14 protein-coding genes are annotated in these 15,143 nt (G+C 66.3%); 10 read left to right on the top strand and 4 right to left on the bottom strand.

The genetic code is table 11. The features are described from left to right. Positions 1-8: 8 nt before the first annotated feature. Complete coding sequence (gene ffh, locus V7082_RS08200) at positions 9-1,604, bottom strand: signal recognition particle protein (protein ID WP_334147541.1); 1,596 nt, start codon at positions 1,602-1,604, stop codon at positions 9-11. A 484-nt stretch (positions 1,605-2,088) separates the two neighbouring features. Between ffh and V7082_RS08205 the strand changes: the two genes are divergently transcribed. Next, positions 2,089-2,589, top strand: coding sequence for an EF-hand domain-containing protein (locus tag V7082_RS08205; protein WP_334147543.1), 501 nt, complete (start codon positions 2,089-2,091; stop codon positions 2,587-2,589). 36 nt (positions 2,590-2,625) lie between these two features. Here V7082_RS08205 and V7082_RS08210 read toward each other — a convergent pair whose 3' ends face one another. Beyond that, positions 2,626-3,771, bottom strand: coding sequence for a PQQ-dependent sugar dehydrogenase (locus V7082_RS08210; protein WP_334147545.1), 1,146 nt, complete (start codon positions 3,769-3,771; stop codon positions 2,626-2,628). A gap of 170 nt (positions 3,772-3,941) precedes the next feature. Here V7082_RS08210 and dapF point away from each other — a divergent pair, with 170 nt between their 5' ends. From dapF to V7082_RS08235, 5 genes are all read left to right on the top strand, one after another. Further along, on the top strand, positions 3,942-4,811 hold the full coding sequence (dapF, locus tag V7082_RS08215; RefSeq protein ID WP_334147547.1) for a diaminopimelate epimerase: 870 nt from the start codon (positions 3,942-3,944) through the stop codon (positions 4,809-4,811). Positions 4,812-4,964: 153 nt separating this feature from the next. Beyond that, positions 4,965-6,221 (top strand): tRNA (N(6)-L-threonylcarbamoyladenosine(37)-C(2))-methylthiotransferase MtaB, encoded by a 1,257-nt coding sequence (mtaB, locus tag V7082_RS08220; protein ID WP_334147549.1) that lies wholly within the window; start codon positions 4,965-4,967, stop codon positions 6,219-6,221. Then, on the top strand, positions 6,218-7,402 hold the full coding sequence (gene ftsY / locus V7082_RS08225; RefSeq protein ID WP_334147551.1) for a signal recognition particle-docking protein FtsY: 1,185 nt from the start codon (positions 6,218-6,220) through the stop codon (positions 7,400-7,402). The genes mtaB and ftsY overlap by 4 nt, the downstream gene beginning before the upstream one ends. Further along, positions 7,383-8,375 (top strand): inner membrane-spanning protein YciB, encoded by a 993-nt coding sequence (locus V7082_RS08230; RefSeq protein WP_334147553.1) that lies wholly within the window; start codon positions 7,383-7,385, stop codon positions 8,373-8,375. The genes ftsY and V7082_RS08230 overlap by 20 nt, the downstream gene beginning before the upstream one ends. Before the next feature lie 267 nt (positions 8,376-8,642). After that, positions 8,643-9,239, top strand: coding sequence for a septation protein A (locus V7082_RS08235; RefSeq protein WP_334147556.1), 597 nt, complete (start codon positions 8,643-8,645; stop codon positions 9,237-9,239). Positions 9,240-9,327: 88 nt separating this feature from the next. On the opposite strand, the gene V7082_RS08240 is transcribed toward V7082_RS08235, so the two are convergent. Further along, positions 9,328-10,362, bottom strand: a complete 1,035-nt coding sequence (locus V7082_RS08240; protein WP_334147558.1) for an aspartate-semialdehyde dehydrogenase — start codon at positions 10,360-10,362, stop codon at positions 9,328-9,330. A gap of 422 nt (positions 10,363-10,784) precedes the next feature. Between V7082_RS08240 and V7082_RS08245 the strand changes: the two genes are divergently transcribed. The 3 genes from V7082_RS08245 (at position 10,785) to V7082_RS08255 (ending at position 13,521) form a co-directional block, all read left to right on the top strand. Further along, positions 10,785-12,131 (top strand): ATP-dependent DNA helicase, encoded by a 1,347-nt coding sequence (locus tag V7082_RS08245; RefSeq protein ID WP_334147560.1) that lies wholly within the window; start codon positions 10,785-10,787, stop codon positions 12,129-12,131. A gap of 279 nt (positions 12,132-12,410) precedes the next feature. Then, the gene (locus tag V7082_RS08250) at positions 12,411-12,863 is read left to right on the top strand and encodes a phasin family protein (protein ID WP_334147561.1); all 453 of its coding nucleotides are present in this window, start codon (positions 12,411-12,413) and stop codon (positions 12,861-12,863) included. A 145-nt stretch (positions 12,864-13,008) separates the two neighbouring features. Next, entirely contained in the window at positions 13,009-13,521 is a 513-nt protein-coding gene (locus V7082_RS08255; RefSeq protein ID WP_334147563.1) for a GNAT family N-acetyltransferase, read from the top strand. A 19-nt stretch (positions 13,522-13,540) separates the two neighbouring features. Here V7082_RS08255 and V7082_RS08260 read toward each other — a convergent pair whose 3' ends face one another. After that, positions 13,541-14,104 (bottom strand): hypothetical protein, encoded by a 564-nt coding sequence (locus V7082_RS08260; protein ID WP_334147565.1) that lies wholly within the window; start codon positions 14,102-14,104, stop codon positions 13,541-13,543. Positions 14,105-14,332: 228 nt separating this feature from the next. Between V7082_RS08260 and dapB the strand changes: the two genes are divergently transcribed. After that, positions 14,333-15,139: a 4-hydroxy-tetrahydrodipicolinate reductase gene (dapB, locus tag V7082_RS08265; protein ID WP_334147567.1), complete on the top strand. Its 807-nt coding sequence runs from the start codon at positions 14,333-14,335 to the stop codon at positions 15,137-15,139. The last annotated feature ends 4 nt before the right edge of the window (positions 15,140-15,143 follow it).

The following is a 15,143-nucleotide window of genomic DNA, read 5'->3' on the forward strand; positions in this document are numbered from 1 at the left end:
AGGTATCGTCACTTCTTCTTCCCCGGACCTCCGGGGAATTTCGAGAGCTGCCCGCCGAGCCCGGGAAGACCGCCCGGCAGCCCGCCGCCGAGGCCCGGAAGCCCGCGCGGCACGCCGCCGCCTCCCAGTCCCGGCAATCCTTTCGGCCCCGACAATCCTTTCGGCAGTGCGTCCTTGAGATCCGACGGCAGCTGCTCGAGCGCCTTCGGATCGAGCTTGGCGAGCTCGCCCTGCATTTGGGCGAGCTCCGCTTCGCTCGGACCCCCGCCGCCGCCCATGCCGAACATGCGCGCCATCATTCCGCGGTTCTTGCCCATGGCCTTCATCATGTCGGCCATCTGCCGGTGCATCTTGATGAGCTTGTTGACGTCCTCGACCTTGGTGCCGGAGCCGGCCGCGATGCGCCGCTTGCGCTTGGCGTCGAGCACCTTCGGTTGCCGCCGCTCCTTGGGCGTCATGGACGAGATGATCGCGCGTTGCCGCTTGATGATGCGGTCGTCGAGGTTGGCGGCCGCAAGCTGATTCTTGATCTTGCCGACGCCCGGCAGCATGCCGAGCACGCCGCCCATGCCGCCGATCTTTTCCATCTGGGCCAACTGCTCGGCGAGATCCTCGAGGTCGAACGACCCCTTCTTCATCTTCTCGGCGATCGAGCGCGCCTTTTCGGCGTCGATCGTCTGCGCGGCCTTCTCCACGAGGCCCACGATGTCGCCCATGCCGAGGATGCGGCCTGCGATGCGCGCCGGATCGAAGTCCTCGAGCTGATCCCACTTCTCGCCCGTGCCGATGAGCTTGATCGGCTTGCCGGTGACCGCGCGCATGGAGAGCGCAGCACCGCCGCGCCCGTCTCCGTCCGCGCGCGTCAGCACCGTGCCCGTGATGGCAAGCCGGCTGTCGAACGCCTTCGCCGTGTTGACCGCATCCTGGCCCGTGAGGCTGTCGAGCACGAGCAGAACCTCGTGCGGGTTGGTCGCGGCCTTGACCTCGGCGACCTCGACCATCAGCTCCTCGTCGAGCGTCGTGCGGCCGGCGGTGTCGAGCAGCACCACGTCGTAACCGCCGAGGCGCGCCGCCTCCATCGCCCGCTTGGCGATCTGAAGCGGCGTCTGCCCGGCGACGATGGGCAGCGTCGGCACCTCGGTCTGCTCGCCGAGCACGCGCAGCTGCTCCTGCGCCGCCGGACGGCGCGTGTCGAGCGACGCCATCAGCACTTTCTTCTTGTCGCGGGTCTTGAGCCGCCAGGCGATCTTGGCCGTAGTGGTCGTCTTGCCGGAGCCTTGCAAGCCCGCCATCAGGATGGCGACCGGGGGGGCCGCATGCAGGTCGATGGGCTCGGCCTCCGAGCCCAGCGTGCGGACCAGCTCGTCATTGACGATCTTGACGACCATCTGCCCGGGCGTGACCGAGCGCAACACTTCCTGGCCGATCGCTTTCGCCTTCACGCGCTCGATGAAGTCGCGCACGACGTCGAGGGCCACGTCCGCCTCGATGAGGGAGCGGCGCACCTCGCGCATAGCTTCCGACACGTCGCTCTCGGCCAGCGCGCCGCGCCGCGTGAGCTTTTCGAAAACGCCTGACAGGCGGTCAGAAAGCGATTGGAACATTGCGACCTTTCCGCAAAACACGACAGCACCCGAGGGCGCCACGCGCTGTCGGATGTTGACCCCCCGGCCTCCCGGCTCTGTGACAAGCCATGTGCGGGGCGGCGGCTCTGAGTTCAAAGCCGGTTGAAATTTGGCCGCACCATCTCCGATCGGGCCGGCCCTGTCAATGCGTGCCCGGTGAGACGCGAGCCCACGCCGCAACCGAATCGATGCCGGCCGATGCGCGGCGAAGCAGGTGCCTGTTCAGAGTACCGGTATCCCGTCAGACACGAACAAACAGCGAACAAAGGGACGGAGTCCGACCCATTCGGAGGCTTGGAGGGGCCGCGACGGCCAACGGCGCCAACGGTTTGGTGCATGACGCGCTCAAACGGTTTGATGCGCATGGCTCGGGCGCAGTAGACCGGCTTCAGCCGGGGACACCACATTTCGGCGCCGATCTCGGTCCAGGAACGCAGCCGAGAACGAAGGGGGAGACTTCTCGATGTATGAGCGACGCACGCTTGGCGCGCTGACGGGCCTGGCCCTCTTGCCGGCCGCCCTTGCCGGAGGCTGCGCATCGGGCGGCAACCCGTTCAAGAACACCTCGGACTTCGACCGCACCTTCATCGCCGCCGCCCAGACCTGGGACCTCGACAAGAACGGCTCCGTGAGCTGCGACGAGTGGGCGCGGTACGTTTCGAGCGAGTTCCGCCAGGCGGACGCCAACGGCGACGGCGCCCTCGACGCGGAGGAGTGGAAGAAGCTCGTCTCGAGCGATCGCCTCTTCGAGGTCGCCAACATCGCCTACTACGACGCCAACGGCGACGGACGCGTCACGCTCGAGGAGATGACCGGCAAGCAGAACCTCGCCTTCAAGCTCCTCGACCGCAACGGCGACTGTCAGATCGACCGCACCGAAAGCGTGCAGGTGCACGGCGTCGATCGCGAGAAAGCGACCGGGAAGGCGCCTGACACGACCCAGCAAGGTCCCGCCGGCCGATGATCCGGCGGCGGCAGGTAACGGCGGCTTCCGCAGCCGCTACTGCGGCGTCATGCGCACGATGCGCCCGTCCTCGGCGTCGGTGACGAGATAGACGGCGCCGTCCGGCCCCTGCCTGAGGTCGCGCACGCGCTGGCCGATGTCCTCGGCCAGCGTCTCGTGCTGGACCACCTCGCCGTCCTTCATGACGAGCCGCTGCACCTGCATGAATTTGAGCGCGCCGACCAGGATATTGCCTTTCCACTCCGGAAAGAGATCGCCGGTGTAGAAGAGGACCGACGAGGTCGCGATCGAAGGCTTCCAATAGTAGACCGGCTGCTCGAGTCCTTCTTTTGCTGTCAGGCCCGAGCCCACCGGCCCGCCGGAATACTCCTCGCCGTAGGTGATGATCGGCCAGCCGTAGTTCTTGCCGCGCTCGGGCTGGTTGAGCTCGTCGCCGCCCTGCGGCCCGTGCTCGAGCGTCCACAGCTTGCCGGTTGCGGGATCGAGGGCAGCGCCCTGCACGTTGCGGTGGCCGATCGACCAGATCAGCGGGTCCCAGCCCTCATGCGCGGGCGTGTCTGCGCCGGGCGCGCCGTCCGCCGTGATGTAGATGATCTTGCCGAGATGATTTTTCGGGTTCTGCGCTTCGACGCGCGTCTTGACGTCGCTGCGCTCACCAACCGTCACGAACAGCTTGTCGTCCGGCGTGACGACGATGCGCGATCCGAAATGCAGCTTCCCGTTGTAGGACGGCTGCTGGCGGAAGATCACCTTGAGATCCTCAAGCGCGCCGCCGTCGGCCGCCAGAACCAGCTTGGCGCTGGCGACGCTCGTGCCATTCTCGCCCTTTCCGCGCGGCTCCGAATAGGAGAGGAAGATCCGGCCGCTCGCGGCATAATCGTTGGCCAGCGCCACGTCGAGCAGGCCGCCTTGCCCCTCGGACATCACCTCCGGCACCCCTTTGATGGGTTCGCCGAGCTTGCCGTTCGTCTCAACGACTCTGAGCCGGCCCGGCTTCTCGGTGACGAGCATGCGCCCGTCGGGCAGGAACACGAGCGCCCAGGGGTTCTCAAGCCCCTGCGCGACCGTCTCCAGCCGGACCGCGGTCTTGGGCGCCTCGGGCGCATTGGTCTCAGCCGCCGGCGTCGCATCGGCCAGGAGGATCAAAAGAGGAGCGGCGGCAAGGCCGGAATGAAAGCGCATCGGGAAACCTCGTCTGTTGCAGCACGTCGTCACCCCTTATGTAAGCGGATTGACGCGCTTGCCGAGAGGCCCCGCGGCCAGCAGGTCTTAAAAGCAGGCCGAAAAGAGGCACCCGATATCGCCCTCGCCGTGTTTGTCTTTTGGCGCTGCTTCGCCCATATAGTCGCGTCATGAGCGCCCTCCCTCCCCTCCGCTACATCAAGATGAACGGGCTCGGCAACGAGATCGTCGTCGTCGATCTGCGCGCAGGCGGCCGTCCACTGGACGGAGACCAGATCCGCGCCGTCGCCAGTAATCCGCGCACGGCGTTCGACCAGATGATGGTGCTCAACGCACCACGCACGGCCGGAACCGACGCCTTCGTGACCATCTTCAACACCGACGGGTCGGAATCGGCCGCCTGCGGCAACGGAACGCGCTGCATCGGCTGGCTCGAGACCGAGCGCACCGGGCGTCGCGCGCTACGCTTCGAGACCCGTGCAGGCATTCTCGATGTCAGCGTGACGGACGCCTCCGCGATCACCGTCGATATGGGCGAGCCACGCTTCGGATGGGCGGAGATCCCGCTCGCCGAGCCGTTCCACGACACACGCGCCATCGAGCTGCAGATCGGTCCGATCGACGACCCGGTCCTGCATTCCCCCTCGGTGGTCAACGTCGGCAACCCCCACGTCGTGTTCTGGGTCGACAAACCGGTCGCCGACTACGACCTCGGCCGCTTCGGCCCGTTGATCGAAAACCACCCGCTCTTCCCCGAGCGCGTCAACGTCACCATCGCCCGCGTGACGTCGCCGGCCTCCATGGACATCCGCACCTGGGAGCGCGGCGCGGGCCTGACCCGGGCCTGCGGCACCGCCGCCTGCGCGTCCGCCGTCGCGGCCATGCGCAAGAAGCTCGTGGAGCGGCGGGCTGCCGTGACCCTCCCCGGCGGACCACTGACCATAGAATGGACGCCAAGCAATCGGATCCTCATGACGGGCCCCGCCGCATTCGAGCACGAGGGCAGCCTCGCGCCCGCCTTGTCGCCGAAGCCCGTTTGACCTAGACCATGATCGCCTCCGGCCCGAACCGGTCCTGAGCATCCCTCATCGGTCGCATCGAAGAGCCGGAGCGTGATCCGATCGAACCAAGAACCGCCGCACGCCGGGCAGCCCCGTATGACTCGCCGCGCCGAAGAAGACAGAGCAACAGGGATGCCTGAACCGCAGATCGTCACGCTGGGCTGCCGGCTCAACGCCTACGAATCCGAGGTCATGCGCCGCCATGCCGTGGACGCGGGCTTTGCCGACTGCGTGATCGTCAACACCTGCGCCGTCACCGGCGAGGCCGTGCGACAGGCCGAGCAGACGATCCGCAAGCTCCGCCGCGAGCGGCCGGACGCCCGCCTCATCGTCACGGGCTGCGCTGCCCAGATCGAGCCCCAGCGCTTCGCCGGGATCGACGGCGTGGACCATGTGATCGGCAACGCCGAAAAGCTCGAGCCCGCGACCTTCCGCGCCCTCTCGACCGACGCGCTCGCCCGCGTCGCGGTCAACGACATCATGAGCGTGAAGGAAACCGCCCTGCACATGATCGACGGCTTCGGCACGCGTGCCCGCGCCTATGTGCAGATCCAGAACGGCTGCGACCACCGCTGCACCTTCTGCATCATCCCGATGGGGCGCGGGCCCTCCCGCTCGGTCGCGCCCGGCGAGGTCGTGCGCCAGATCCGCGCCCTCGTCGAAAAGGGATATCCCGAGATCGTGCTGACCGGCGTCGACATCACCTCCTACGGCACCGACCTGCCCGGCACCGCGTCCCTCGGCCGCCTCGTCAAGCAGATCCTGTCGGGCGTCCCCGAGCTCAACCGCCTGCGCCTCTCGTCCATCGATCAGGTCGAGATCGACGCGCATCTCCTGGACGCCATCGCCACCGAGCCGCGCCTGATGCCGCACCTGCATCTCTCCATGCAGGCCGGCGACGACCTGATCCTGAAGCGGATGAAGCGGCGCCACCTGCGCGACGACGCGATCGGCTTCTGCTCGCGCGTGCGCCGGCTGCGTCCCGACATCGTCTTCGGCGCCGACCTGATCGCTGGATTTCCGACCGAGACGGAGGATATGTTCGCCAATACGCTCGATCTCGTGGACGCATGCGGTCTCACTTATCTGCATGTCTTCCCGTTCTCACCGCGCCAGGGCACGCCGGCCGCGCGCATGCCCCAGGTCGACCGCCGCATGGTCAAGGCGCGCGCCGCGCGCCTGCGCGAGAAAGGCGAGGTCGCCCACGCGCGCTACCTCGATCGCCTCGAAGGCACGCGCATCGAGCTCCTCATGGAGCGCGAGGATGTGGGCCGCACGCCGCACTTCGCCGAGGTGCGCGTCGATCGCAAGACGGCGGTCGGCACGATCCATTGGGCAACCCTCGGCCGCCACGATGGCCGCCGTCTGAACGGAACGGTCGACGCGTGAGCACGAGCGAGCCCAAACGCAAAGGCTTTTTCAGCCGCATGTTCGGAACGGGCACCGCGCCCGCCGAGCCGCAGCCCGACGCGCCGGATAAGCCGGATCAAGAGCGCACCGAGAGCGCGGCATCCACGCCTGAAGCCATCACACCCGAAATCGGTGCCCCGGAAACCGGCACTCTCGAAACCGCCGTCCCGGAAACCACCGCCGCCGAAGCCGCCGCCCCCGAGGCTGCGGCCGTGCCGGAACCGGCGCTAAAGCCCGCGCCAGAGCGCAAGGGCTGGTTCGCGCGCCTGAAATCCGGATTGGCGAAAACCTCCTCGCGGCTGACCGAGGGCATCGCCGGCCTCGTCACCCGGAAGAAGCTCGACCAGGCGACGCTCGACGAGCTCGAGGAGCTGCTGCTCGCCGCCGACCTCGGCATCGAGACCTCCGAGCGGATCACGACATCGCTGGCCAAGGGGCGGTTCGACAAGACGATCTCCGCCGACGAGATCCGCGAGACCCTCGCCGACGAGGTAGCGGCCGTGCTGGCGCCGCTCGCCCGGCCCCTCGTGATCGACGCGACCAAGAAGCCCCATGTGCTGCTCGTGCTCGGCGTCAACGGCTCGGGCAAGACGACCACCATCGGCAAGCTCGCAGCCAACCTCAGCCGCGAAGGCCGCCGCGTCATGCTGGCCGCCGGCGACACTTTCCGCGCCGCCGCCATCGATCAGCTCAAGGTGTGGGGCGAGCGGACGGGCGCCCCCGTCATCGCCCGCGACGTCGGCGCCGACGCCTCGGGCCTGGCCTTCGACGCCATGAAGGAGGCGCAGGCCGGCGCCTACGACGTGCTTCTGATCGACACCGCCGGCCGCCTTCAGAACAAGGAAGGGCTGATGGCGGAGCTCGAGAAGATCGTGCGCGTCATCCGCAAGGTGGATCCGACCGCACCCCACGACGTGCTGCTGGTGCTCGACGCCACCACCGGCCAGAACGCGCTCCAGCAGGTCAGCGTGTTCCGCGAGCGCGCGGGCGTCACCGGCCTCGTCATGACCAAGCTCGACGGCACTGCCCGCGGCGGCATCCTGGTCGCCATCGCCGCCCGGCACGGGTTGCCGATCCATGCCGTCGGCGTCGGTGAGGGCATCGACGACCTGCAACCTTTTTCTGCCAAGGATTACGCCCGTGCGATCGCCGAACACTGAGGCTCCGCCGCCCGAGCAGGACGGCGCCGGGAAAGAACCGGGCGAATCAATCGAGGTCAAGGGTCACGCACCGCACATGAGCCCCCGCAAGCGTCTCTACCCATTCAACGCCGAACAGACCGTCAACATCCTGAGCGAGTTCGGCCCGCTGGTGACGATGTTCGTCGTCAACGCAGCCTACGGCATCAACGCGGGCACCTGGGCGTTGATCCTGACCACGCTCATCGCCATCGCGGCCATGGTCTATATGTTCCACCGGCCACCGGTGTTCCCGCTGATCGCCTCGACGGTAACCATCGTCTTCGGCGCGCTCACCCTGGTGACGCACGACCCGATGTGGGTCCAGATCAAGGTCACCATATTCAACGCGCTGTTTGCCGGGTTCCTCTTCTCGAGCTTCTGGCGCTACAAAGGCCCGCGTCAGCTCCTGAGCGAGCTCGGCCCCATCGCCGCCATGCTGGCCGTGAGCTGGCTCATCGGCTTGCAGGCCGGCGTCCTCACGCTGTTTGCGCTTATGGGGCTAGCCTTGATCGCCGCGCGCGGCCGGCTGTCGGACCTGGACTGGGTGACGATCGGCATCGCGTCGGTCTTTCTCGGCCTCGATCTCCTCGCCCACGATACCATCTGGCTCAAGACGAACCTGATCGTCTGCAGCGCGCTCGCCGTCGGCTTCGCGCTCGGCGCCCTGATCATGCGCGAGAACTTCTTCCAGTACGTGTTCGAGAAGACGTTCCACTACACGCAGGAGGGCTGGGACTTGTTCACCCGCAGCTTCGCCTGGTTCTTCGTTTTCACCGCCGTCGCCAACGAGATCGTGCGCCTGACCTTCAGGGACGATCAGGTCTACACCCTGCTCGGGTCCCAGATGACCGGCGTCGACATCTGGATTGCCTTCAAGCTGTTCATCATTCTGCCCTTGAGCGGCCTCTACGCCTGGCTCTTGACCAAGTGGATGAGCAGGCACCACCTTTGACCGGCGCGCAGATCGGCAAAGGGCTCCCAGCGACGGCCAGACCCGTTTCTTTTGCCACTATCGCCCTTTATGGTCGCACGTGTCTGGACCCCGGCCGTCCATGCGGAGCTTGCCTTCACCAAGGCGTCGGGGTGAGGGTGCGTTCAGGCGATCCGCGCTCTCAGTAACGTCATCCCGGCATCATGGCGGAGCCATGCTCCGCATGGACGGCGGGAATCCAGATACGTCTCAAGAGAAGACGCACCAGTCCAACGGACACGGGGGATCATGAGTCAAACCGACACGACCAAGACCGGAACGGACGAGAGCGGCACCCGGCAGCTCCTGAAGTTCGTCGTCGAGCTCGGGCCGCTCGTCGTATTCTTCCTGACCAACGCCCGCGCCGGCATCTTCTGGGGCACGGGCCTCTTCATTGGCGCGACGCTGATCTCGCTCGCCGCCTCCCGCATCCTGTTCGGACGCATCCCCGTGATGCCGCTCATCACCGCCTTCGTGGTCGTGGTGTTCGGAGGCCTGACGCTGCTTCTGCAGGACGAGCTGTTCATCAAGCTGAAGCCCACCATCGTCAACGGCATCTTCGCCGCCGTTCTCTTCGGCGGCCTCCTCTCCGGGCGCTCCCTGCTCAGCTATCTCTTCGGCGACGTGTTTGCGCTGACGGAGGAGGGCTGGCGCAAGCTCACGTTCCGCTGGGCCTGCTTCTTCGTGTTCCTGGCGCTGCTGAACGAGCTCGCCTGGCGCCTTCTCACGACCGATCAGTGGGTGACGTTCAAGGTCTTCGGCATCATGCCGATCACGATGGTCTTCGCCCTCAGCCAGATGGGCCTTCTCCAGCGCCACGCGCTCGAGAAATCCGAGAGCAAATAGCGCGATACGGCAAAACCAACCCCCCACCATGGCCGGGCTTGCCCGGCCATGGAGATTGGGGAGAAATCTGTAGCCTACGGAACCGGCTTTAAGCCGCCGCTTTCGCCTTGATGAGGTCGCGCTCGACCAGCGTCTCAGCGATCTGCACCGCGTTGAGCGCCGCCCCCTTCAAGAGGTTGTCGGCGACGATCCAGAGCACGAGCCCGTTCTCGACGGTCGTGTCCTCGCGGATGCGCGACACGTACGTCGCATACTCGCCCGCCGCCTCGACCGGCGTCACGTAGCCGCCCGGCTCCCGCTTGTCGACGACCAGCAGGCCCGGCGCCTCGCGCAGGATCTCGCGCGCTTCGTCCGCCGTGATCGGGCGCTCGAACTCGATGTTGACCGATTCCGAATGGCCGACGAACACCGGCACGCGCACGCACGTCGCCGTGAGCTTGATCTTCGGGTCCATGATCTTCTTGGTCTCGGCGACCATCTTCCATTCCTCTTTCGTGAAACCGTCCTCCATGAAGACGTCGATGTGAGGAATGCAGTTGAACGCGATCTGCTTCGGGAACTTGGTCGGCTCGACGTCCTGGCCCGGCACATACTTGGCCTTGGTCTGGGCCCACAGCTCGTCCATCGCATCCTTGCCCGCGCCCGAAACCGACTGGTAGGTCGAGACGACGACGCGCTTGATGCCGGCCGCATCGTGCAGCGGCTTCAGCGCCACGACCATCTGTGCCGTCGAGCAGTTCGGGTTGGCGATGATGTTCTTCTTCGTGAAGCCCGTGACCGCGTCCGCGTTCACTTCCGGCACGATGAGCGGCACATCCTGGTCGTAGCGCCAGCAGGACGAGTTATCGATCACCACGCAGCCCTTGGCGCCGATCTTGGGGCTCCACGCCTTCGACACGGCCGAACCTGCCGACATCAGGCAGATGTCGGCTTTCGAGAAATCGAACTGCTCGAGGTCCTGACATTTGAGCGTCGTGTCGCCGCAGGAGACCTCGGTGCCGAGCGAGCGGCGCGAGGCGATCGCATGGATCTCATCCGCCGGAAAGCGGCGCTCGGTGAGCACGTTCATCATCTCGCGCCCGACGTTTCCCGTCGCGCCGACGACAGCGACTTTGTAGCCCATGGTTCAGGGTCCCTTCGAAGCGCGTCGGATAATTCCGACGAAAGCTCAAGCTGCGTCGGAAATACCCGACGGTGCGGGGTTCACTTACGCGCGCCGGCCCCCCCTTTCAAGGACCAATTGGTGCACTGCAGGCCGGAGGCAACCTGCCAGACTTTCCGCCTGCCGGAATTTGAAGCGCGTCTGGACTCCGGCCTTCGCCGGAGTGACGTCATTTTTGCCGATAGCGCATGGCCCAACATTCAACGTCATCCCGGCGCAGGCCGGGATCCAGTCACGTATGAAAAGCGCACATCATTATTTTCCCCGGCGACACAAGACCGGGCCGGACCTGCATGCCGAGTGGGGGCAACCGAGCCCCCACTTTGACATACCTGCCCGCATCACCTTAGGTCGTAGCCCCGTTGCCGGTCAGAAGGTCGCCCGTGCAGACACCCCCTTTGACAGCGCTCGCGCCGGCCGCCGCAGCCGACGCCGTCTGGCCCGACGGCATCACGCCGACCGAGGAGTTTGCAACCGCGCTCGCCCACGTCCGCGACGGCGAGGGCCACCTGTTCGTCACCGGCCGCGCCGGCACCGGCAAATCCACGCTGCTGCGGGCCCTTCGCAACGCCACCGATCAGGAGCTGGTCGTCGTCGCGCCGACCGGCCTCGCCGCCGTCAACGTGGGCGGCCAGACCATCCATTCGTTCTTCGGCCTTCCCCCGCGCCTGATCCGCTCCGACGACATCCGCCGCTCCCGCAACGGCCAGGTCATGCGCAAGCTCAAGTTCCTCGTCATCGACGAAGTGTCGATGGTGCGCTCGGACCTGATGTGGGCCATCGACCAGTCGCTGCGCGTCAATCGCGGACGCCCGCGCGAGCCCTTCGGCGGCGTACGCCTGGTGCTGTTCGGCGACTTGCATCAGCTGCCGCCCGTCGTGCAGGAGGCCGAGGTTGCGGGGCATCTGCACGAGGAGTTCGGCGGCCCCTTCTTTTTCTCCGTCCCCGCGCTCCGCGAGGGGGCCGGCACCACGCGCCTCGAGCTGACGCAGGTGTTCCGCCAGAGCGACGAGGCTTTGATCTCCGTCCTGAACCGGATCCGCGACGGCGAGGCCGAGGAGGAGGACCTTGCCGAGCTCAACCGGCGCGTGGCGCCCATCCGCACGCTCGGCGAGGGAGAAAAATTCGTCATCCTGACGCCGACCAACGCCGCCGCCCAGCGCATCAACACCGCCTATCTCGATGCGCTCCCCGGCCGAGCTTACACCTATGAAGCCGGAATCACGGGTGATTTCACGCAGGCTTCGCACCCGACCGACAGCGCGCTGACCCTGAAGCCGGCCGCCAAGATTATTCTCCTGCGCAACGATCCGGAGAAACGCTGGGTCAACGGCACCATCGCCCGCATTTCCCGCCTCGAGGAGAAAAAAGTCTTTGTCGAGGTCGCGGGCCGCGAGCACGAGCTCGAGCCGGTGAGCTGGGAGCAGCGCCGCTACGCCTACGACAAGGATGAGGAGAAGATCGTCGGCACCGTCGCGGGCACCTTCAAGCAGTACCCCGTCCGCCTCGCCTGGGCGCTGACGATCCACAAGGCCCAGGGCCTTACCCTCGACAACGTGTATATCGACCTCGGCCGGGGCACCTTCGCCCACGGCCAAGCCTATGTCGCTTTGTCGCGGTGCCGGTCGCTCGAGGGCTTGGCGCTCGCCCGCAGGCTCGAACCCCGCGACATCCTGTTCGATCGCACCGCCATGGGATACCGGGACCTGTTCCCTTCCCTTCAGCCGTAAGACGATGGTCTTGTTCGCGTTTTCGCATTTGCGAAATAAACGATCGTCAACTCGATCCGCGGTACGGGAAAAATTCCCAATGCAGGAGCGTTGATGCCGAAGAAAACGGGCCTATTGCGGGGCAACGAATTTTTATGTTGCACTGCAATATAGATCTGCTATGGTGCCTCTCGAAGTTAGGACGTTCGCGCGGGCTGCATGTAAAGCGTAGCGTGGCTTGAGCACCGGCAGCGTTCCCTCGTCCCGTTGAGATTGCCAGACCCACCAAGGAGCATTGCCGTGAACGACTTTACCCGCCAGACCCAAGAATTCTTTTCCGCCGCCAAGGATGCCCGCATTCCCGAGCAGGTCCAGGCCATCGCCGAGGACGGCGTGACCAAGGCACGCGAGACCTATGACAAGCTCTCGACCGTCACTAAGGACAACGCGAAGGTTCTCGAGGAGGCGACCGCCGCCGCGTTCGCCGGCGCCAAGTCGATCAGCGACAAGGTGCTGAAGAACACCGAGCAGAACACGGAAGCCGCGTTCGAGGCCGCGAAGGCGCTCGCCCGCGCCAAGACCCTTCCCGAGCTGATCCGCCTTCAGTCCGGCTTCGTTCAGCAGCAGCTCACCGTTGCCGGCGCCCAGTCGAAGGAGCTCTTCGATCTCTCGACCAAGGTCGCGCAGCAGACGTTCGAAAGCTTCAACTCGGCTGCCGCAAAGACGTTCGAGCAGCTCAAGAAGGCGAGCTGATCGCGCACGGTTCTCCGGCCCCTTGAGGCCGCGAGCCTAACATCGGACAGAGAGCGCCCGGCGAGTCTTCGCCGGGCGCTTCTTTTTTTGAAGCCGCGCGCGCGGACTGCCTTCCGCAGTCAAAAATTCACGCTATAGTGAAGCGATGTTAGGGTCGCGTTCCGATATCAAGATTCGCAAGGGCAGGCTCGCAGACGCCGCGGCCGTCGCCGATACGTTTCGCCAATCCTGGCAGCAGGCCTATCGCGGCATTCTCCCGCACAATCACCTGGAAAACATGATCCGCCGCCGCGGATCGGAGTGGTGGGCCAGCGTCATCCGCAGCGGCGACAGCCTGATCGTGCTCGAGAAGAGCGGCACCGTGATCGGTTATGCGACGCTCGGTTTCTGCCGCACGCGCGGCCCCTACCAGGGCGAGATCTACGAGCTCTACATGTCGCCGGTCTATCAGGGGCTCGGCTACGGCGAGCATCTCTTCGAGGCCTGCCGCTTCGGACTGGACCAGCGCCGCCTCAAGGGCCTCGTCGTCTGGGCGCTGGCCGAGAACACGATCGCCACCGACTTCTACTGGCGCCGCGGCGGACGCCCGGTGAAGCAGGGCTTCGAGACGATCGGCGGGCGAAAGCTCGAGAAGATCGCCTTCGGCTGGTCGTCCTGACCCCGATATCGGCCGGCCTCTACATCGGACTGAACCCTTGAGTGCCATGCGCGGAGGGTGCTGCGGGACACGCCTCGGAGCGCGCCACCGTGTCCGCAAGCTTGCGTGCGAGCACGATGGCGTCGGCGTTGGCGAGCGCGTCCACGTAGGCCACGTGGCAGGCTTCCCGATCGGTGACGCGCATCACGACCAGCACTTCCCCGTGTCCGCCCTCGTCGCGCGTGAAGTACCGCACGATGGTGGCATAGGGCACCGGCGTCCCGTCGCGCACGATGAAGCGCCACTCGACGGTCGTCCGCTGGCCACCCTTGTCGAACAGGGTGTTGCGGGAGCCGAGCGTCTGGCGTGCGGCCAACCGGCTGCCGGCATCCGCCCCGACGCTGAGGTAGGCTTTCTGCGCCCCTTCGGTCACATAGACGGGATAGCCGGGGAGCCCCTTGCACAGCCGCCCGCCGCCGGCGACGGCCTCGCATAGGGAGAGATCGATAGCCGTATAGAGGCTCTTGACCTGTTGGATGGCCCCCGCCGCACCGCACCAGCAAAGAACGGCAATGGCGGGGAGCCAGGCGCGAGAGGCCGCCATGGAGGATCCTCGTACGGTCGTCCCAAGGGCAAGAATTCCCTTGTACACGTCTTCGTGGCCAAAATCCGCGACCGCCTCGCGGACCCCGGCGCGGGGTTGCGGCCTAGGGCCCGCGCGTCGGATGCGAAACCTTACCGCAGTTGAGAACCGTCCCTCCGCCAAAAGCCGCACTTCCTCTATGCGCCTGCCGTTGCTATATCGGCGCCCAACGCAACCCCTGAGGATGTGATGAGCGAAACCCGGATCGCCGTGACGGGAGCTGCAGGCCGTATGGGCCGCGAGCTCGTCCGCGTGATCTCTGCGACCTCGGGCTGTCGGGTGAGCGGCGGGACCGAGGCGCCCGGCTCGCCCCATCTCGGCGCCGACCTCGGGACGCTCGCCGGGCTCCCCCCTCTGGGCATCGCCGTCACCTCAGACCCGCTCGCGCTCGCCGCCGGAAGCGATGCGATCATCGATTTCACGGTTCCTGCCGCGACGGTCGAGCTCGCGGCCATCGCCGCCAACGCGCGCATCGTCCACGTCATCGGCACCACGGGCCTCACCGAAAGCGACGAAGCCGCAATCAAGGCCGCCGCGCGCCATGCCACCGTCATCAAGGCCGGCAATATGAGCCTCGGCGTCAACCTGCTGACGGCGATCACGCGCCGCATCGCGGAAGCACTCGACGCGGATTTCGACATCGAGATCGTCGAGATGCACCATCGTCAGAAGGTGGACGCGCCGTCCGGCACCGCATTGATGCTGGGTGCTGCGGCCGCCGAGGGGCGAGGGATCGATCTCAAGTCGAAGAGCGTACGCGTACGGGACGGCCACACCGGACCGCGCCAGCGGGGCGACATCGGCTTCGCCACCCTGCGCGGCGGCACCGTGGTCGGCGATCACACGGTCGTCTTTGCCGGCGAAGGCGAGCGGATCGAGATCACGCACCGCGCCGCCGACCGGAGCATATTCGCGCGCGGCGCCGTCAAGGCGGCGCTGTGGGGCCAGGGCAAGGGTCCGGGCCTTTTCAACATGAGCGATGTACTGGGACTCTAGGATC

It is taken from the genome of Hyphomicrobium sp., assembly GCF_036833075.1.
Lineage (GTDB): Bacteria > Pseudomonadota > Alphaproteobacteria > Rhizobiales > Hyphomicrobiaceae > Hyphomicrobium_C.